14 protein-coding genes and 1 pseudogene are annotated in these 19,048 nt (G+C 54.6%); 5 read left to right on the forward strand and 10 right to left on the reverse strand.

The genetic code is table 11. The features are described 5' to 3' along the window. Positions 1-87 precede the first annotated feature (87 nt). The 3 genes from cbl to chaB all read right to left on the reverse strand — a co-directional run bounded on the left by cbl (position 88) and on the right by chaB (position 2,520). Entirely contained in the window at positions 88-1,041 is a 954-nt protein-coding gene (gene cbl, locus NR114_RS10720; RefSeq protein ID WP_020827468.1) for an HTH-type transcriptional regulator Cbl, read from the reverse strand. A 299-nt stretch (positions 1,042-1,340) separates the two neighbouring features. Next, a complete protein-coding gene (locus tag NR114_RS10725) occupies positions 1,341-2,036 on the reverse strand; it encodes a gamma-glutamylcyclotransferase (RefSeq protein WP_020827469.1) in 696 nt (231 codons plus the stop codon). 256 nt (positions 2,037-2,292) lie between these two features. Beyond that, positions 2,293-2,520, reverse strand: a complete 228-nt coding sequence (gene chaB, locus NR114_RS10730; RefSeq protein ID WP_115060997.1) for a putative cation transport regulator ChaB — start codon at positions 2,518-2,520, stop codon at positions 2,293-2,295. Positions 2,521-2,649: 129 nt separating this feature from the next. On the opposite strand from chaB, the gene NR114_RS10735 reads away from it, so the two are divergent. Together NR114_RS10735 and chaA are read left to right on the forward strand one after the other, a co-directional pair. Further along, a complete protein-coding gene (locus NR114_RS10735; RefSeq protein WP_256813564.1) occupies positions 2,650-3,468 on the forward strand; it encodes a siderophore-interacting protein in 819 nt (272 codons plus the stop codon). A gap of 314 nt (positions 3,469-3,782) precedes the next feature. Further along, positions 3,783-4,883 carry a sodium-potassium/proton antiporter ChaA gene (chaA, locus tag NR114_RS10740; protein ID WP_020827472.1) on the forward strand — a complete coding sequence of 367 codons (1,101 nt, stop codon included), beginning with the start codon at positions 3,783-3,785 and terminating at the stop codon, positions 4,881-4,883. A 34-nt stretch (positions 4,884-4,917) separates the two neighbouring features. Here chaA and lpxO read toward each other — a convergent pair whose 3' ends face one another. Next, complete coding sequence (gene lpxO / locus NR114_RS10745; protein WP_020827473.1) at positions 4,918-5,820, reverse strand: lipid A hydroxylase LpxO; 903 nt, start codon at positions 5,818-5,820, stop codon at positions 4,918-4,920. 463 nt (positions 5,821-6,283) lie between these two features. Here lpxO and NR114_RS10750 point away from each other — a divergent pair. The 3 genes and pseudogenes from NR114_RS10750 (at position 6,284) to NR114_RS10760 (ending at position 10,048) form a co-directional block, all read left to right on the forward strand. Further along, a pseudogene (locus tag NR114_RS10750) lies at positions 6,284-8,618 on the forward strand (molybdopterin-dependent oxidoreductase). Between the two features lie 2 nt (positions 8,619-8,620). Beyond that, positions 8,621-9,175, forward strand: a complete 555-nt coding sequence (locus NR114_RS10755; protein WP_185959390.1) for a 4Fe-4S dicluster domain-containing protein — start codon at positions 8,621-8,623, stop codon at positions 9,173-9,175. A 3-nt stretch (positions 9,176-9,178) separates the two neighbouring features. Further along, positions 9,179-10,048 (forward strand): DmsC/YnfH family molybdoenzyme membrane anchor subunit, encoded by an 870-nt coding sequence (locus NR114_RS10760; protein WP_256813563.1) that lies wholly within the window; start codon positions 9,179-9,181, stop codon positions 10,046-10,048. 70 nt (positions 10,049-10,118) lie between these two features. On the opposite strand, the gene phoH is transcribed toward NR114_RS10760, so the two are convergent. The 6 genes from phoH to putP form a co-directional block, all read right to left on the reverse strand. Continuing rightward, positions 10,119-10,904: a phosphate starvation-inducible protein PhoH gene (gene phoH / locus NR114_RS10765; RefSeq protein WP_020827477.1), complete on the reverse strand. Its 786-nt coding sequence runs from the start codon at positions 10,902-10,904 to the stop codon at positions 10,119-10,121. 683 nt (positions 10,905-11,587) lie between these two features. After that, positions 11,588-13,732 (reverse strand): TonB-dependent receptor PqqU, encoded by a 2,145-nt coding sequence (pqqU, locus tag NR114_RS10770; RefSeq protein WP_142815049.1) that lies wholly within the window; start codon positions 13,730-13,732, stop codon positions 11,588-11,590. Between the two features lie 201 nt (positions 13,733-13,933). Continuing rightward, a complete protein-coding gene (gene efeB / locus NR114_RS10775; RefSeq protein ID WP_256813562.1) occupies positions 13,934-15,232 on the reverse strand; it encodes an iron uptake transporter deferrochelatase/peroxidase subunit in 1,299 nt (432 codons plus the stop codon). Positions 15,233-15,243: 11 nt separating this feature from the next. After that, the gene (gene efeO / locus NR114_RS10780; protein ID WP_256813561.1) at positions 15,244-16,380 is read right to left on the reverse strand and encodes an iron uptake system protein EfeO; all 1,137 of its coding nucleotides are present in this window, start codon (positions 16,378-16,380) and stop codon (positions 15,244-15,246) included. Positions 16,381-16,398: 18 nt separating this feature from the next. Beyond that, positions 16,399-17,244 carry an iron uptake transporter permease EfeU gene (gene efeU / locus NR114_RS10785; protein ID WP_020827481.1) on the reverse strand — a complete coding sequence of 282 codons (846 nt, stop codon included), beginning with the start codon at positions 17,242-17,244 and terminating at the stop codon, positions 16,399-16,401. A 248-nt stretch (positions 17,245-17,492) separates the two neighbouring features. Then, the gene (gene putP / locus NR114_RS10790) at positions 17,493-18,977 is read right to left on the reverse strand and encodes a sodium/proline symporter PutP (protein WP_046373267.1); all 1,485 of its coding nucleotides are present in this window, start codon (positions 18,975-18,977) and stop codon (positions 17,493-17,495) included. Between the last annotated feature and the right edge of the window lie 71 nt (positions 18,978-19,048).

The following is a 19,048-nucleotide window of genomic DNA, read 5'->3' on the forward strand; positions in this document are numbered from 1 at the left end:
CCGTATGGTCAGAAAACTGTTGAGAAAACAGCTCTAGCATCGTCAAATGCCGGGCAGCAAGCCCGGCCCGTTATTGTCACATGCCGCTCAAATCTGGTAATCGATCACCGTTTCCAGCTGTGAAGAGAACACCTTGTCTTTGATTTCCGTCAGTGACAGCGTCGGGTTGCACAGCTGGATAAACTGCCAGGCATAGTTACGTTGTAACTGACTGCGTTTCAAACCTAACCACACGGTATTGGGCTCGAACAGGTGCTCGGCGTTAAGGCTGACCAGCCCATGATCGCGCTCTTTCTCATATGACATGTCCGCCAGTACGCCGACCCCCAACCCCAGCTCGACATAGGTTTTTATTACGTCGGAATCCTGAGCGCTTAAGGCAATGTCCGGCGTCAGCCCGGCGGCTTTGAAGGCGCTATCCAGCCGCGAGCGACCGGTAATGCCCTGGCGATAGGTTATCAACGGTAAGGTACTGAGCATTTCCAGCGTCACCTGCGGTTGCCGGGTCAGTTCGTGCCCTTCCGGTACCAGGATGGTGTGATGCCAGCGGTAGTAAGGGAACGCCGCAAGAGATTCATCGCTCATCAGCCGTTCACTGGCAATGCCGATATCGGCTTCGCCCGAGGCCAACATCGCGACGATTTCTTCCGGACTGCCCTGGTTCAGCACCACCCTTACCCGCGGGTACAGCGCACGAAACTCCTTGATGACACCTGGCAGGCTGTAGCGCGCCTGCGTATGGGTGGTCGCAATATGCAGTTGGCCGGTGTCGTTGCTGCTGAACACATCCGCCAGTCGGCGGATATTATTGGCATCATTCAGGATGCGTTCCGCCACCACCAGCAGCTCTTTACCCGGTTCGGTCATGCCCAATAAACGCTTGCCGCGGCGGATAAATATCTCAATGCCCAGTTCTTCTTCCAGTTCCCGAATATGACGACTGACCCCAGACTGCGAGGTAAATAAAGTATTGGCCACCTCGGTCAGGTTGTAGTTGCAACGCGCCGATTCCCGAATAATTTTTAATTGTTGAAAGTTCATCCACTCCCCCTGACGAGCAATATTGTTAACACCAGTGATACGGAGTCTGGCGGGAGGGGACAAATAAGAAATAACCTTTAGTTATGCATTTTCATGCTAAGTGAATTTTTCACCATTGCAAATTTGCTGTTTTTTAATCTTAGATTATCGAATGGCTTTAAAATTAACAACATAGATATCCACTTTAAAAATGTGGATTAAATGCTTATGCAAAATAAAGTTATTAAATATAGGCATTAGATATATAAACAAAAAAGGCTCAGCAAGCTGAGCCTATCGAAAGCGTCATATCAGCGGGATCAGGCAGTTGCCTCTCCGCCGATAGGGCCGGAGGTATTTTGCTGCAGCCATTGCTGCACGTAGCTGACCAAATCGCCAATGCAGTCATCCTGCATACCGTGGTTTTTCAGCTCGTTATCCAGCGAGAACAGGTACTGGGCGTTAGTTCCCAGCGGGCCGCTGGCGCTGGCGATCAGGGGGGCTATCACCTGATGGCTGGTATCTTCTTCAAACAGCGGGTGCTGCGGGTTCATGACAAACACCAGCGCGGTCACCACTTCACCGTCTGCCAAGGTGAGATCGCACCAGGTCGGCAAATAACAGCCGGTGACCATTTCGCGTTTCCACAGCAGTTCCAGCTCTTCGCGCAGCTTGGCTTCCGGCAGGCGAAACGCCAGACCGGTGGTATGGCCGCCTTCTTTTAACGCCAGCATCCGCCCCGGCTGGTGCAAGGTGCCGCGCCCAGCGGTAAGCCGCAAACAGAAGGCACGGTGCCAGCCTTGCAGCGTGGCCGGCCGCACCTCTTCGGATTCAAACACCGGGTTCCACATCAGTGAACCGTAGCCGAAGACCCACACCGGGCTATTATCCGGCCGACGGGATAAAGTACAATCCAACGAGGCCGCCCGCTGCTCTGATGTCAGTAACAGCGACTCCTCAATGGTGCCGAATGCAGTTTTGCAATCCGCATTTTGCAGAAAATCTCGCGTTAACACCTTAACAACCTCCCGGGAATAGGATTGCCCATACTCCCTCGCCACTGTTCAATCTTATTTATTAAGTGCGGAATTATATTAATACAATAATCTTCCCGCGATAATAATGACCTTATTCTTTTCTCAGTGAGCAATCAAGTTTCAAAAGAGCTTTAAAGTGAAAAAGTATTTGTACTCAGCAGCAATAATATTAATTGCCCGCGTAATAGGTTCGGATTTCATGATTTACCGGCGCACAAAGGCGCCGGGGAGCGCCTTACTTTTTGTGCCAGCGGTCGTCATCACCTTTGCGGTAGCTTTGCTTCACCGCCGCCCAGGCTACCTTGTGGGCGGTTTCCTCTCGGCTATCGTCGCCGCGCCGGTCATCCGGATCGCTATATTGATCCCAGGCGCTGTTAAAAGCTTCCTTATAGATCTCTTGCGCATGGGCCGGCAACACGTGTTTGACGTTGTCCGGCAAGGCATTTGTGCTGTTGTAGGGCATCATTTCCTCCCGCAGATATTCAGTGAACCTTAAGCTTAGATGACACCCCCGCCCGCCTCAATTAGCAAACAATTCTCATTATCACATGGCATGTTATACTCCTCGCCAAATGAACATAAGGAGAACCCCGTGACTACCGAAGCCCCACGCTCACGCGCACCCTACCTGATTGCTGTCAGCACGATTCGCGATGTTACCCCGCACCTGCGCCGCATCACTTTCACCGCCCCGGACCTGCGGTATTACCCGGCAAACGCCGCCGCAGCGCATATCAAGGTTTTCCTGCCGCTCGAAGGCCAGACGCAGCCGGATCTGCCGACGCTGACCGAAAACGGCCCACGCTGGGCGGCCGATGCGGTTCGTCCGATTGTCCGCACCTATTCGATTCGCGCCGTACGCCCGGAGCTGGCGGAAGTCGACATTGAATTCGCCATTCACGATCACAGCGGCCCGGCGGTTAACTTTGCGCGATCGGCCAAAGCAGGCGATAAAATCGGCATCAGTAACCCTGGCGGCCCTAAACCTATGCTGCCAGAGGCCGATTTCTACTGTCTGGCCGGCGATCCTTCCTCCTTGCCCGCGCTGGCGGCCTTGCTGGAAGGGTTACCGGCTCGTAGCGAAGGCCATGCCTTTATCCGCGTCGACACTGCGGCTGACGTTATCGTTCTGAAAAAACCGGCAGGCTTCGAACTGAGCTGGATTATCGGCGGCACCGAAAAAACCGCCGAACTGGTGACGCAATTTTGCTCATTGCCGCTACCTGAGACAAAAATCCAGTATTGGCTGGCCGGGGAAGATCGTTTGGTGGTAGATCTGCGCCGTTACCTGCGCCGCGAGCGCCAATGTGACCGTAATCAGCTTTATGCCGTACCTTACTGGCGTGAGGGGTTAAACGAAGAGGGTTATCATAATAAACGGCATGAAATCATGGACAATATTGACGATTGACTGTGATTTTCCCCTTTATTAATCAAGCAGCGCAGCCACAAACTGCAATTTATGTGCCGTTAATGAAGAAAACTCATCTCACTACGTAAAAGTAAGTAAATAAAACCGCATCCAATGCGGTTTTTTTGTTAACCTAGTCACAGAAAGCAAGCTTTTGCTTTTACAAGTAAAACAACATCACATCATTCCCCGGCACAAGCCTGCGGGTGTATCCTATTATTATTAAATATAAATACATTCTGGATGCGCATAATTGCCCTTAACGGCAGTCAGCGATGACGGGACCACGCTGTTTGAGAAGGAGTACCATCGAAATGAAGTCGCAAAACGATCCTGGCCGATCCAAATCCCGCCACACTGAGTACTCGCTGCTTTTCCCCATCGCCGCCTTGGTGGTGTTGAACCTGTGGGGCAGTACCAGCAATTTCCCGCTGATCGTCGGCATTAACATCATTGCCCTGGTCGGTATTCTCAGCAGCGCGTTCAGCGTTGTGCGCCACGCCGACGTGCTGGCTCACCGTCTGGGTGAACCCTATGGCTCGCTGATCCTGAGCCTGTCGGTGGTTATTCTGGAAGTGAGCCTGATTTCTGCGCTGATGGCCACCGGCGACGCCGCACCGGCACTGATGCGCGATACGCTTTACTCCATCATTATGATTGTCAGCGCCGGTCTGGTGGGCTTCGCTTTATTGCTGGGCGGTCGCAAATTCGCCACCCAATACGTCAATCTGGGCGGTATCAAACAGTATCTGATGGCGATTTTCCCGCTGGCGGTGATCGTACTGGTGTTCCCAAGTGCGCTGCCGGGCGGCAACTTCAGCACCGGGCAGGCGCTGCTGGTCGCGGTGATTTCCGCCGCCATGTACGGCGTGTTCCTGGTGATCCAGACCAAAACCCACCAGAGCCTGTTTGTCTACGAGCACGAAGATGACGACGGTGACCCGCACCACGGCAAACCTTCTTCGCACAGCAGTGCCTGGCATGCAGGCTGGCTGGTAGTGCATTTGATTGCGGTGATCGCCGTGACCAAGTTCAACGCCAACCCGTTGGAAGGTTTGCTGACCAAGGTGAATGCCCCTGCGCAGTTTACCGGCTTCCTGGTTGCGCTGTTGATCCTGTCGCCAGAAGGCCTGGGGGCACTGCGTGCGGTGTTGAACAATCAGGTTCAACGTGCGATGAACCTGTTCTTCGGCTCGGTACTGGCGACCATCTCCCTGACGGTACCGGCGGTAACCATCATCGCCACCCTGACCGGGCAAACGCTGATCTTCGGCCTGCAGACGCCGCATATCGTCGTGATGCTGACCGTGTTGCTGCTGTGCCAGCTGTCATTCTCGACCGGCAGAACCAACGTGCTGAACGGCACCGCGCACCTGGCACTGTTTGCCGCCTATATGATGACTATTTTTGCCTGATTGCCGGAGGGCGCTTTCGTAGCGCCCTCCCTCTTTAAATCGCGAAAAAAATACCCGCCGCGATACCGCCAAACAAAATCCATTTAATGATGTAGTACCCGGTTCGGTTCCACGCCTTCAGCCGTTTCCCTACCTTGCGTACCGCATAGATATACTTGAACAACTTGTTGACGCCACCGGTACGATCGCCCTCTTCATTGGGTGCGGTAGCCGCGCTCATCAGGTTGCGCCCCAGCCAGTGGTTAATGCCCTGTGCCCAGCGGAAACGCATCGGTCGCTCTATATCGCAAAACAGAATCAACCGGTTCTGCCCACTCTGGTTTTCGGCGTAATGCAGGTAGGTTTCGTCGAACATCACCGCCTCACCGTCGCGCCAGCTGTAGCGTTCGCCATCCACCTCGATAAAGCAACGGTCGTCATTCGGTGTGATCAACCCCAAATGGTAACGCAGTGAGCCAGCGTAGGGATCGCGGTGACGTGGCAGGCGGCTGCCATCCGGCAGTTCGGCAAACATCGCCGCCTTGACCGAAGGCAGGCTGCGCAACAATGCGGTAGTCTGCGGGCACAGGCTCATTGCCGACGGGTGGTTGTCTTCATACCATTTCAAATAGAAGCGCTTCCAGCCGGTTTTGAAGAATGAATTGAAACCGGCATCATTATATTGGTCCGAGGCTTTAATCTGCTGGATAGCCATCAGCTGCCGACCTTCATCGCGGATGCTTTGCCAGTTATCCCGCAGCGCCTGCAATTCCGGGAATTGTTCCGGCTGCAGATAGGGCGTGGTCGGTACGCGTGAAAACAGGTACATGAAAACGTTCAGCGGAGCAGTAAATGTGGAATGATCGGAGAGCTGCCGCCAGAAGGTGTAACGCACCCGCCCACGGTAATGGACATACACAACGCATAAAATAAATAGAAGTAAAATAATATATTTCATGATTGAACCGCATTGAAGATCCCAATACCTTGCACGCCCATCCGGCGTGCACCCCAGATATTTCCTTTAGGCCAATAAGTTGTTGCGCCCGTCTGGAACCCCCTAAGCATTAACGCTAAACCAACAAAAATCTATACAAAAAACCACAATAGTTTACACAAAGGCTAAACGAGCCGGCGTTATGGGCGGGAACCGCTTGCCCTCTGTCGATTTGCTGGTTGGCGCCCAAACCGATGACTGCCCGCCCTCCGGGTTAGATAAAATAGCCTTTGATATAAAAATAAGCGGGTATTTCAGGCTTGGGTTATTAACGATATCCGTTATTCACTCCAGAATAATACATGACTAATTTGATTTTGATCAGTGTGCAGCAATTCAACCATGATTAACTCAGGGGGCCTGATTAATCCCAAGGCAAGCCATTAAACAATAATAAAAACAAATAATACGTACGGAATACATCATGAAAAATATATCTGACATCAGAATGAATCGCCGAACCTTGTTAAAAGGGCTTGGCGTGATTGGGCTGGCCAGCATATCGCCCTGCGTATTTTCCATGGCAATGGACAAGGGCAAACCCCTGCCCCGAGTGCGTCTCAAACTCAGTGACTACCAGACGTTTCGTTCAACCTGCGCGATGGAGTGTTTACATTGTAATTTAACGGCTTATGTCTATCAGGGGGAGCTCAAAAAAATAGAGGCCAGCAAAGATTTTAACGTCAAATGCTGCCTGCGCGGCATCAGCCGGACCAAATGGGTCTATCACCAACAGCGGGTTAAAACGCCTTTGCTTCGGGTGGGGGAAAAAGGTGAAGGGAAATTCAAACCCATATCCTGGGATGAGGCGCTCGATCTGGTTGAACTTAATATTCGTAATACTCTTGCCAATCACGGTAATAAAGGCCTGTTAATTTCAAGCCATGCCGGGAATATGGATTCCATTAAAAACGACATGGGGAAAGCCTTCTTTGATTACCTCGGCGGGGCGACAAAACGCTCCGGTTCCTTATGCTGTTCTGCGGTGACCGCCGCCATGATCCCGATGCTTGGCCTGCGCTACGCGGATATGCGCGACACCATTGCCGACAGCCGCTACATTCTGTGCTGGGGCAATAATCCGGCCGTGACCATGCAGGCCTATTTCAAAGAATATATTAAGGCGCAGGAAAGAGGCGCGCGGCTGGTGGTGATCGATCCCCGCTTTAACGAAACCGCCGCCAAAGCCGATGAGTGGATCCCTATCGTTCCCGGCACCGACACCGCGTTGGCACTGGGGATGATCAAAATCATCATCGATGAACAGCGCTACGACGCTGACTTCCTGCGGCGACACACCGGGGGCCGTTTATCTGGTGAACCCCCAGCAAAAACAGCTCAGAGAAGATCCGCAGGACAAAGAAAGCTATCTGGTGTACGACACCCTGAGCCGCCGTCTGGTGCGCCATGACACACCCACCATCGTCCCGGCGCTCACCCAGGCCGAATTGCCTGCCGATGCGGCTTATACCACGGTATTTGAACTGATCCGTCAGGAGTCGGCTCCCTGGACCGTCGAGAAAGTGGCGGCGGAAACCGACATCCCGGCGGCCACCCTGCTCCGTTTGGCGCGTGAATATGCCAGCAATACACCTTCGATGATCGTACAGAACATGTCCGGCGCTCAGCGCACCGAATTCGGCACCTACGTGGCGGCCAGCCAGTTTTATCTGGCGCTGCTGACCGGCAATATGGGCAAAGCCGGTGGCGGAGTCTGCGACGCGGGCGGCGCCAAACAAATGATGAAGTTCAGTCCGCCGCTGCCTCCGGCACCCAACGTACACAAAATTCCGCCGATACCGGTCGCCAAAACCGGCGAGTGGATTGTCAACGATCGCCCTCACCCAATTAACTTTTGGTGGATCATGACCATGGGCGCGCTGACCCAGTTGCCCAACACCAATATGGTGAAGAAAGCCCTGAAGAAGGTGCCGTTTGTCGTCGTGGCCGATAACCTGATGAGTTCCACCACGCTATATGCCGATCTGGTGTTGCCGGTCACCACCATCTTTGAAGATCTCAGCCTGATGGCCGGCGTTCGCAGCCACTATGTCCAACTGATGGAAAAGGCGGTAGAACCGGTGGCGGAGGCCAAACCGGATTACTGGATTTTTGCCCGGTTGGCGGAACGCTTCGGCTTCGGCGAGGTGTTTAACCAGCCGATCGAACACTATATAGAAAACTGTTTGGCCGGAACCGGCCTCACTATCGAACAGCTACGTAAAGGACCGATTAAACCAGCCCCCACGCCGTGGATCCCGTTCAAAGACGGTATTTTTCGCACTCCGACCAAAAAGGCCCACTTCTTTATCGAAGAGTGGCAGAAGAAGGATTTCCCGCCGATTGTGACCTATATGCAGGTGAAAGAGTCACCGAAAGGTTCGCCGGAGTTGGCGAAAACATATCCATTAATGGCCGTTCAGCGCAAGCTGGCGCGCAGCATCCACTCCAGCCACGGCATGAATGAATGGATCCTCGAGGTGCAGCGCAATCAGCCCAATATCATGATCCATCCGGATGATGCCGCCAGCCGCCATATCAGGAACGGTGAATGGGCGATTGCTTTTAATCACCGTGGAGAACACCGGGCATTGGCGGTGGTAACGCGTCAAATCAAACGCGGCGTGGTATGCCTGGATAACGGCTGGTGGGAACAGCAAGGCGGCAGCAGCAGCCACGTCACCAACGACCATGCGGAAGTGCTGGGCAACGGTCATTGCTGTAACAGCACCCTGGTCGACGTCCGGGCGGAGGCATAATCATGGTCAGACAATATGGATTTTTAGTCGATATGCGCGGCTGTTATGGCTGCAAAACCTGCTCGATGGCCTGCAAATCTGAAAATGCCACCCCGGCTGGCGTGCTGTGGCGGCGGGTCAGAGAATTCCACTTTGACGCCCCTAACGCGATGGCGTTTATCTCGATGTCGTGCAACCACTGCGACGATCCGCAGTGCATGAAAGTCTGTCCGGCGGATACCTACAGCAAGCGACCTGACGGCATTGTCGTGCAGGATCATGACAAATGTATTGGTTGCCGGATGTGCATTATGGCTTGCCCTTATAATGCGCCGGTATTTGATCCCGTCGAAGGAAAAACCAGTAAGTGCAATTTGTGCGCTGAACGCCTGGATGAAGGGCTGCTGCCCCGCTGCGTCGCGTCCTGCCCGGCCGGTGTGCTGCAGTTTGGCGATATTGACGAACTGCGCGCTCGCCATTCCGCTGACCTGACGCGTATCGAGACCCGCTACTCACTGCCGGATCATCGAATCAGTCAGCCCAATATCGTCATTATTCCCGCCGGTGATAAGGAATAACCCATGTCTGAATATGAACTTCCCTTGGTCTTTTTTACCGTATTTTGTCAGTGGGCGGTCGGCACTATCGTAGCCATCACGGTATTGATTCTGGCGCAGCCTAGCTGGCTAAGCGACAAGAGACGCTTAAATGTCCTGCGACAGCTGGCGTTAGGGATTGTGGCGATCAATATCCTCGGCTCCGTGCTGTCGCTGTTGCATCTGGGTTCACCCACCGGCGCCTATCGAGCGATTCTGGGGATCGGCCATTCCTGGCTCAGCCGGGAAGTCATCGCTTTCGCCTTGCTGAACGCGGTGGTCGTCATCTGGGCCGCCATGATGTTTCGCTTTAACTCAAACCCCAGGCTGATTCGCCAGGTTAGCCTGCTGGCATCGGGCGCGGGTGTGGCTGCAATCCTGGTTTCCGCACAGGTTTATTACCAGATGGCGAGTCACCCTCTTTGGCATTCGCCGCTCACCCACCTCGGTTTTATCGCCACGGCCCTGTTGCTGGGGTTTACCACCCTTGGGCTGCGGCTCAGCGTGTTCAATGCGGCTCAAAATGATCGCGAAAGGTGGCTCCCCGTCGCGTTGCCGACAGGCATTTTATGCGGCGTGGTATTGGTGTTAGTTGTGATCCTGGGCTACAGCGCCGGGTTCAACCAGCAAGGGAAAATGCTCGCCAGCGCCGTCACCGTTTTTGGCTCGGGTCTGATGGGGTGGCTTATTTTTGGCGCACTGATTACCGGCAGCGGATTGGCGGCCTATCTGTATCAACGGCCGGTTCTGAACGTTGGCGTCGCGGGCGCACTGATGCTGACGCTGCTCTCAGCCTGTATTGGTGGCCGAATGCTGTTTTACGCCGGCGTCATGAGCCAATACCCTTGGTTTTAATGTTGCGGCTGCGCTGATATTCAAGGCAAGAAAAAGGCCGCCGAGGCGGCCTTTTGTGAACGGGCAGGTGTTAACTGTAGGCGTTGAGCGTACGCTGGCACAGGGCAGAGCGGACGCAGTCTTGTTTATCAAAGCGGATGATGCCGATCATTTCATCCTCTTCGAAGCGCTCCATCGCATCGCTGAGGCCGGACTTCACGCCGCGCGGCAAGTCGCACTGGGTGATGTCACCATTGACGATGACCGTGACGTTCTCACCCAGACGGGTCAGGAACATCTTCATTTGGCTGGCGGTAACGTTCTGGGCTTCATCCAGAATAACCACCGCATTTTCGAAAGTACGCCCGCGCATATAAGCGAAAGGCGCGATCTCCACCTTGCCGATTTCCGGGCGCAGGCAGTATTGCATAAAGGACGATCCTAAACGGCGCACCAGAATGTCATACACCGGACGGAAATAAGGGGCGAATTTCTCAGAGATATCCCCCGGCAAGAAACCGAGGTCTTCATCCGCCTGCAGAACCGGACGAGTAACGATAATCCGATCCACTTCTTTATGTATAAGGGCTTCTGCCGCTTTCGCAGCGCTGATAAATGTTTTGCCGCAGCCGGCTTCACCGGTGGCAAATATCAACTGCTTCTTGTCTATGGCTATTAAGTAATGACCCTGAGCTTCGGTTCGAGCCAGAATGGGGGAGCTATCGCGCTTGTCACGTGCCATGCCGATAGACTCAACACCACCCATTTGTACCAGCGAGGTTACGGATTCTTCTTCCAGCTGGCGATGACTACGAGCGTCACGGCGAATAACGCGTTTCGCTTCACGACGTGCTTTGATCACTGCTTTTTGTCTCATAGTGGCACCTTACAGTTTGTTTCACCTACCGCAACGGCCTGGCCGTGCGATTATGTTTCACATACAGATGCGGGTTTGGCTCCCTTTTGAGCCGACGATAGCCAATAGAAAAAGTGAATATCCGACGGGCATTTCGGCACGCCGATCTTTCACGGGACAACGCGATTGCATAATTAAATCGAGAGAGAAAAGTGACAGGAATTTGTGATAACGGGAGTGCGGTCTGGTCAGAAAAAGAGAGTCGGAGAGAGTGCCCTCGTTACAACGAGTCATCAGGGAAGAACTGTTATTTTTTCTTTCTAGCCCAACCAAGGACTTTACCATTAGCGATCCCCGCAGTGTTATTTACAGCTTCGAGCTGTGCACCTTGTGAAAACTACCGCCAGATGATTACAGTATAATGACATTCAAACCGCGCACGTTGCTAAAATGTAAAAAAATTTAATCTTTTTTGTTTTTAGGCGCCGCAAGAACACTATATCACGCCGATTACGTCATTCAATAAAATTTTTATCACGTTACATATCATGCTGTTATGATTAAAATACGCGGATGACATTTCGGTTTCCTGATTAAATTTTGCACAAACAAAAACCTGCACATCGCCCCAAATTTATAAATAAAAAAGGCGGGAAAGCTCCCGCCCTGCCGTTCTTTGATTGCGACGGTAACGCTGTTTAGCGTTATTCGAAGGTATAAGAAACGCTTACCCCGCCGCCCCAGTTTCTTCCCGGAGCCGGTTCGTAGTAACGGCCATTGCCTTCATTGACGATCACCGACCCTACGTATTGGCGGTCAAACAGGTTATCCACCCGACCGAAAACATTCAGCATCCAGTTCCCCATTGGATAACGATAGCCTGTATTTAAACCCACGGTGGTATAGGCCGGAGCCTGTTCAGTGTTGGCATCATTAACTTCGATATCGCTCATGTAACGTACCTCCGCACCGGCATACCACCCTTCAGGTGGGGACCAGGCCAATGAGGCATAGCCCATATTACGCGCAATACCCGGCATACGGTTGCCGCTTGGCACCTTATTGGCTTCTGAACACTGGCTGTCGCCGCACACATCATCGCGGTAACGCGCGTCTAACAGTGTCCAGGCCAACTGCACTCGCCAATCGTAGGCGAATTGCTGATCCAGCGCCAATTCCAGCCCGCGTCGGCGGGTCTGCCCGGCGTTTTTGTAGCTGGTGCGGCCGTTGCTGCTTTCATCCACCACAATTTCGTTACGCGTGTCGGTCTGGAATACTGCGGCGGTCAGCAGGCCGTTGCCAATGCGGGTTTTACTGCCCAACTCAACAGTGTCACTGGTCGAAGGCTGTAAACCGAAGTTAAGCCCAGCCTGATCGCCGGAACGGTACGACAGTTCGTTAATGGTCGGGGTTTCAAACCCGCGACCGGCGGACAGATACAGGTTCCAGCCACTCATCACCGCATAGTTCAGCGAGCCTGCCGGCAACCATTTATGGTAGCTGGCGTTACCGCTGTCATCACCGTTGCTGCCGGTCACGTAGTGGTCGTTGGAGTCGAAATTGACCGTGCTGTAACGCATGCCGGCATCCAGCGTCAGTTTTTGCGTCAACTGCCACGAACTTTGCAGATAGGGATCCAGGTTCCACATCAGGTTGCGCTCATTGCGGCGCAGCGCCCCCTGGGTGCCCAACTCGGTTACGCCGTTAACCTGGGTAAAGTTTTCATAGCCTTTACGCTGCTCGGTCATGGTTTCATAGTCCAACCCGCCGGTCAGGGTATAGGGTACGCCCAGCTCACCGCGGTGCGTCCAGCGGGTATCAATCCCCTGATAATGGCGCGTCAGGTCAATCACCCCGCCAGGATGCTGGGCGCTCCGCTGCTGCACCGCAACCGGGATCGACTGGTACTGGGTGGTTTCGCGCTCACCGGCGTACATCATGATGCTCAGGTCGTCATCGGCCCCCATCTGGCGCTCATAGTGCAACCCGGCCTGGGTCTGCGAAGTGCTTTTTCGGGTGTTGTACTGGTCGGCACGCGGCGCCTGGCGCGGATTATCGTGCCATTCTGCGTTCGTCAGGCCACCTGGGTCATTGGCGTGAATATCGACGCTGTTGAACAACAGCGTCAGGGTGCTGACATCGTCAATGCGTACGCCCAGCTTGGCATTGCCGAGGTTTTTCTGCGCGCCGCTGTGATCGCGAAAGCCCTGTGTCGTGAACCGGGTACCGGAAATAGTGTAGTTAACGTCACCGGCGTGGGTGCCGTCGCCGGTTGCCCCGGTCGCCTTGACGCCATAACGCCAGGTGCCGTAACTGCCAAAGTACGAACTGGCTTCAAGGCGCGCAGGTTGCTGGCCGGTTTCGGTTTCCACATTCACCATGCCGCCGGAGGCATTGCCGTAGAGGGCGGAAAACGGCCCGCGCAGCACCTCCACCTTTTCAACCGAGTTAAGGTCAATGTTCGACGTCTGGCCCTGACCATCCGGCATGGTGGCAGGAATACCATCGACATAAATACGTACGCCGCGCACGCCATACATTGAACGCGCACCAAAGCCCCGCACCGAAAGCTGCAGATCCTGCGCGTAGTTCTGGCGGTTCTGAATTTGCAGGCCGGGCACGCTGCCCAGACTTTCCGACAGGTTGATCTGCGGCCTGGCCTCACGGATTTGATCGCCATTCACCACGCTGACGGCAGCCGGGGTGGACAGTTCGGATAGGCCGCTGCGTTTGGCCGTGACCACCATGGTCTGTTCGCTATCCTTGTCCTGCGCCAGGGCGCAGACAGGCAGTAAGGCAGGGATAACCAGAGCTGAAACCGCCAACCGGTTTTTATGAGTGCTTTTCATCAGGAGAATGCCGTTAAAGGGATCGGAAAATATGAACCATTTGGAACGTTATGGCCGATATGTTAATGCTTTTAACAAAAAATGAAAATAGTTAGCCTAATTAAAGACGGAGCTCTCGATTTCGCAAGCCCAGGGTTGATTTTAATTAACGGCTGTTGATTCAAAAATAAGGCGGGGAAACCCCGCCTGGTGAAGTGAGGCTCAGGCTCTCAGCAAGCCGCTGCCCAGATAGTCGTTGCTGTCTTTGACCCCTGGCAGCGCAAAGAAATAACCGCCGCCGATAGGTTTGACGTACTCTTCCAGCGCCTCGCCGTTCAGACGTTTTTGCACCGTCAGGAAACCTTTCTCCAAATCGGCCTGGTAGCAGACGAACAGCAGCCCCATTTCCAACTGGCCGGAGTTGGACACGCCGATCGAATAGCTGTAACCCCGGCGCAGCAACAAATTACTCTGAGTTTGCGGGGTGCGCGGGTTTGCCAGGCGGATATGCGCATCCATCGGGATCATCTTTCCTTCGGGATCCTTCTCATAGTCCGGCTCGTCGTGTTCATGCTTCATGCCCAGCGGCGCACCGCTGTGCTTTTCACGGCCGAAGATGGTTTGCTGCTCCTGCAACGGAGTGCGATCCCAGAACTCCACGTGGAAGCGGATAATACGCGCGGCCTGATAGCTGCCGCCCACCGCCCATGCCGGTTCCCCGGCATTATCGGCCACCCACACCACCTGATCCATCAGCGGTTTATCGTCGGTTTTCGGGTTGGCGGTGCCGTCTTTAAAGCCCAGCAGGTTGATTGGCGTTTCTTTGCCCTTGCTATGTGCGGCGTGGGCGGAAATAAACCCTTCTCGCTTCCAGCGCACGCTGAGCAGATCCGGCGAATGCTTGATGATGTCACGCAGCGCGTGGATCACGGTTTCATTGGTATTGGCGCAAATCTGCAACACCAAATCGCCGTGGCACAGGCTGGCGTCCAGCGAGTCGTTGGGAAAACGCGTCATTTTTTGCAGCCGCAGCGGCTTTTGGGCCTGCAGACCAAAACGCTCGTCAAACAGCGAGGTTCCAACCGACACGGTGATGGTCAGGTTGTCCGGGTAGATCTCCGGCCCCATGATGCCCGAATCAAGCGGTGGCAGCTTGGGATCCACTTCCGGCGCTTTGCCGCCGGTGGTCAAAAACGCAATGCGGTTGGTCAACAGCCGAAACAGCCGCTCCAAATCCTGCTTGTTGCTGGCCAGCACGTCAAAGGCCACCAGCATCATCGCCGCTTGCTGCGGCGTGAGGATCCCGGCCTGGTGCGCGCCGTAGAACGGTTGCTTCTGCCAGCGTTCATCCTTGGCGACCGCCAGCGGTTCCACCGTTTTATCTGCCGCCTGGGTCAGACGACTGCCGCCCAGCGCCAGTACGCCCAGCCCCAATCCCTGCAATAAACGACGGCGCGACGGTGACGCCGCACCCTGCGTTTGTGGATGCGGCCCGTTTTCCGGGCCGATCTTGTTACTCATGATGCTTTGCCTCAGTCCAGACCCAGAACGCCACGCAGCTGTGACAAATCTTCCGCCAGAGTGGTGATTGGCCCTTTCATGGCGTTGCGATCGGCATCGGTCAGCTTCTCGTAAGACTCATAGCCATCTTTGGTTTTGTATTTCGCCAGAATGGTATCGACGGTTTTAAAGTTGGCGTCGATCTTGTCCAGCAACGGCTTGTTGGCCTTGACCAACAGCGGGCGCAGCAGGTTAACGATTTTTTGCGCGCCGTCTACGTTGGCCTGGAAGTCCCACAGGTCGGTGCGGCTGTAACGGTCTTCTTCACCGCTGATTTTGCTCGCCGCCACTTCTTCGATCAGGCCCGCAGCGCCGCCCACTACCTTATTTGGCGGGAAGGTCAGGTCGGTCACGCGTTTTTGCAGCTCAAGGGTGTCCTTGTACAGCTGATCGGCGTATTGGTTCATGTCTTTGGTGGTGTTGTCGGCAAACAGCGCTTTCTCCAGCCGGTGGAAACCGGTGAACTTCGGATCTTCCGCTTTTTTCTCGTAGTCATCTTCGCGGGCGTCGATACTGCCGTCCAAATCGGAGAACAGCTCGGCGATCGGCTCAATTCGCTCGTAATGCTGACGGGTCGGCGCATAGAGTTTACGCGCTTCTGCCACGTTGCCGGCCTTCACGGCATCGGTGAACAGCTTGGTCTGTTTGACCAGCCCTTCCACTTCTTTGGTGACGTAGACTTTGTATTCAGCAATCGGCCCAACCAAATCCATGGCGTTCGGTTTACCGTCGGTGGCAGCACCGACCGCCGCGGTCACGGTCAGCTTGCCTTTCGGATTGCTGAGCAGCCCACAGGTCATGTCGTATTCGCCCGCTTCCAGATTGGCGGTCATCTTCTGGGTGAAGCCCGGCGCGATGTTTTCACGCTCTTCCACCACCATCACCCCTTTCAGAATTTCCCACTCCACGTTTTTCTGGCTGGTGTTGTGCACCACAAACTGGGTTTTACCGGCCGGCACCGTCAGTTGCATCGGCTCACACTGTTTGTCGTTAACGGTAATCTTTACCTGCGGCACGTCCGCCGCCAGGGCATCAATGCTCAGCGCGAACGCCGGGATAGCCAGTAATGCTGCGTGCAAAGCCTTGCGGCGGAATAACGGAGTAGACATACAAGATTCCCTATTAAATTAATGATTGATTTTACGTTGCGTCGAAACCGCGACCGGTTCCACACGCTGCGGCAGGAAAAAGAAAATCAGTGCTGGGATCAAATACAAGAAGTAGACCGCCACTTCGCTTACCGTTGGCGTTTCCTGGTAGCCGAAGATGCCTTCGAGCAGGGTGCCAAACAGGGAGTGGGTCGACAGATGGTTACTCAGATCAAACGCGATGTCCTGGAAGTGGTTCCACAACCCGGCTTCGTGGAAGGCGCGGATCGCCCCGGCGGCCAGGCCGGCGGCAACGAACAGGATAAACAGGCTGGTCCATTTGAAGAATTTGGCCAGGTGCAGCTTCACGCCGCCCCAGTAAATCATCATGCCCAGTACAATGGCGGCCACCAGACCAAGCACCGCACCTATCGGGGCTTCAATCCCCACGTCTTGCTGGAAAGCCGCCAGCAGGAAGAACACCGACTCCAGCCCTTCGCGCGCCACGGCAAAAAATACCATCGCTACCAGCGCCCAGCCCTGACCTTTGCCGGAGTTGAGCGCATTGTCGATGGCGCCTTCCAGATGCACCTTGACCGATTTGGAGACCTTACGCATCCAGAACACCATATAGGTCAGGATCAATACCGCTACCACCGCGACAATGCCCTCGAACAGTTCTTGCTGCTTTTGCGGGAATTCGCCGGTGGTTTCATTGATGAAGATGCCGAGCGCCAGGCACAGAGCGGCGGCAACAATCACCCCTATCCATACCACGCCTAACCATTGACCCCGCTGCGTGCGTTTCAGGTAGCTGGCAATCAGGCTGACGATCAACGCCGCCTCCAGCCCCTCACGGAACATGATAAGGAAGGGAACAAACATAAGTAATAACCCCTAAAAAGGCAGCTGCTGCGAAGCGCCCGCACGTCAGAAATGACGGCAGCGCCAATGTAAAGAAAAGTAAAACACAACGATAGTGATTATCATTCTGGCTGAAAGAAATACAAGAGCTCCAAGGGTGATTTTTTCTAATCAAATGTCGCCAGTTGTTTCCGCAAGATGACGAAAAACCTGGGAGGATGAAATAAAAAAGGCGCCTTAAGCGCCTTTTTGACTCGCGATGCGAGAGATTAAACGGTTTTGAATTCGGCTTCCGCCTGATCGAAACGCTCGGTAATGGTGGCGGAAGGAGAACGCCCCATCAGACTCACCACCACGATGGCGATACAGCCGAACAGGAAGCCCGGGATGATTTCATACAGATCCAGCCAGGCGAAGTGTTTCCAGACGATCACCGTTACTGCGCCAACCAGCATGCCAGCCAGGGCGCCGTTACGCGTCATGCGTGACCACATGACCGAGATCAGCACCACCGGACCGAAGGCAGCGCCGAAGCCGGCCCAGGCGTAGCTCACCAGACCCAGCACGCGGTTTTCCGGGTTTGCCGCCAGCGCAATAGCCACTAACGCCACCACCAGCACCATGATGCGCCCTACCCATACCAGCTCACGCTGGCTGGCGCCCTTACGCAGGAAGGCTTTGTACAGATCTTCGGTAATCGCACTTGAACACACCAACAGCTGGCAGCTCAGGGTACTCATTACCGCCGCCAAAATTGCCGACAGCAAAATGCCGGCGATCCACGGGTTGAACAGAATCATCGCCAGCTCGATAAACACGCGCTCGCCGTTTTGCGACACGTTGCCCGCCTGGTCCGGGTTATTGGCGAAGTAAGCAATACCGAAGAAACCGACGGCAATGGTGCCCGCCAGACACAGGATCATCCAGGTCATGCTGATGCGACGTGCGCTGCGGATAGTGCGGTGAGAGTCGGCCGCCATAAAGCGCGCCAGAATGTGCGGCTGACCGAAGTAACCCAGCCCCCAGCCCAGCAGCGAGAGAATAGCCACAAAGTTCAGGCCTTTCAGCATGTCGATATTGGCCGGGTTTTTCGCTTCGATAACCAGCATCGAAGTATCGATGCCGCCAACGGCAAAGATAACAATCACCGGCGTCAGGATCAGCGCGAAAATCATCAGGCTGGCCTGGACGGTGTCGGTCCAGCTCACCGCCAGGAATCCGCCGATGAAGGTATAAAGGATAGTGGCCGCAGCGCCGGCCCACAGCGCCGTTTCGTAGCTCATGCCAAAGGTGCTTTCGAACAGACGCGCACCGGCGACGATGCCGGAAGCACAATAGATAGTGAAGAACACCAGAATGACAATGGCGGAGATCACCCGCAGCAGCTTGCTGTTGTCTTCAAAACGGCTGGTGAAATAATCCGGTAACGTCAGGGCGTTATTGTTGGCTTCGGTATGAACACGCAGCCGCCCCGCCACCAGCTTCCAGTTAAGGTAAGCGCCGATGGTCAGGCCTATCGCAATCCAGCTTTCAGAGATGCCGGACAGGAAGATGGCGCCCGGCAGGCCCATCAGCAACCAGCCGCTCATATCCGATGCGCCGGCAGAGAGCGCGGTCACCACGCTGCCCAGGCTACGACCGCCCAGAATGTAGTCGTCAAAGTTATTGGTTGCCCGGTAGGCAAGTAGGCCGATTAACACCATCCCGAAGATATACACCAGGAAGGTGACCAGCATTGGTGTGCTCATTGTCATGAAATTCTCCACTCTCATTATTATTTCGCGCTGTATTGCGATAGTTACTGCTTGCCAATCCGCCGGAACGT

It is taken from the genome of Serratia sp. Ser99, from assembly GCF_024519545.1.
GTDB classification, from domain to species: Bacteria; Pseudomonadota; Gammaproteobacteria; order Enterobacterales; family Enterobacteriaceae; genus Serratia; species Serratia liquefaciens.

Bases quoted from the DNA above. Each gene is read 5' to 3' on its own strand.
- cbl (WP_020827468.1), bottom strand. From the start codon at position 1,041: ATGAACTTTCAACAATTAAAAATTATTCGGGAATCGGCGCGTTGCAAC.
- chaB (WP_115060997.1), bottom strand. From the start codon at position 2,520: ATGCCCTACAACAGCACAAATGCCTTGCCGGACAACGTCAAACACGTG.
- chaA (WP_020827472.1), top strand. From the start codon at position 3,783: ATGAAGTCGCAAAACGATCCTGGCCGATCCAAATCCCGCCACACTGAG.
- lpxO (WP_020827473.1), bottom strand. From the start codon at position 5,820: ATGAAATATATTATTTTACTTCTATTTATTTTATGCGTTGTGTATGTC.
- NR114_RS10755 (WP_185959390.1), top strand. From the start codon at position 8,621: ATGGTCAGACAATATGGATTTTTAGTCGATATGCGCGGCTGTTATGGC.
- NR114_RS10760 (WP_256813563.1), top strand. From the start codon at position 9,179: ATGTCTGAATATGAACTTCCCTTGGTCTTTTTTACCGTATTTTGTCAG.
- phoH (WP_020827477.1), bottom strand. From the start codon at position 10,904: ATGAGACAAAAAGCAGTGATCAAAGCACGTCGTGAAGCGAAACGCGTT.
- pqqU (WP_142815049.1), bottom strand. From the start codon at position 13,732: ATGAAAAGCACTCATAAAAACCGGTTGGCGGTTTCAGCTCTGGTTATC.
- efeB (WP_256813562.1), bottom strand. From the start codon at position 15,232: ATGAGTAACAAGATCGGCCCGGAAAACGGGCCGCATCCACAAACGCAG.
- efeO (WP_256813561.1), bottom strand. From the start codon at position 16,380: ATGTCTACTCCGTTATTCCGCCGCAAGGCTTTGCACGCAGCATTACTG.
- efeU (WP_020827481.1), bottom strand. From the start codon at position 17,244: ATGTTTGTTCCCTTCCTTATCATGTTCCGTGAGGGGCTGGAGGCGGCG.
- putP (WP_046373267.1), bottom strand. From the start codon at position 18,977: ATGACAATGAGCACACCAATGCTGGTCACCTTCCTGGTGTATATCTTC.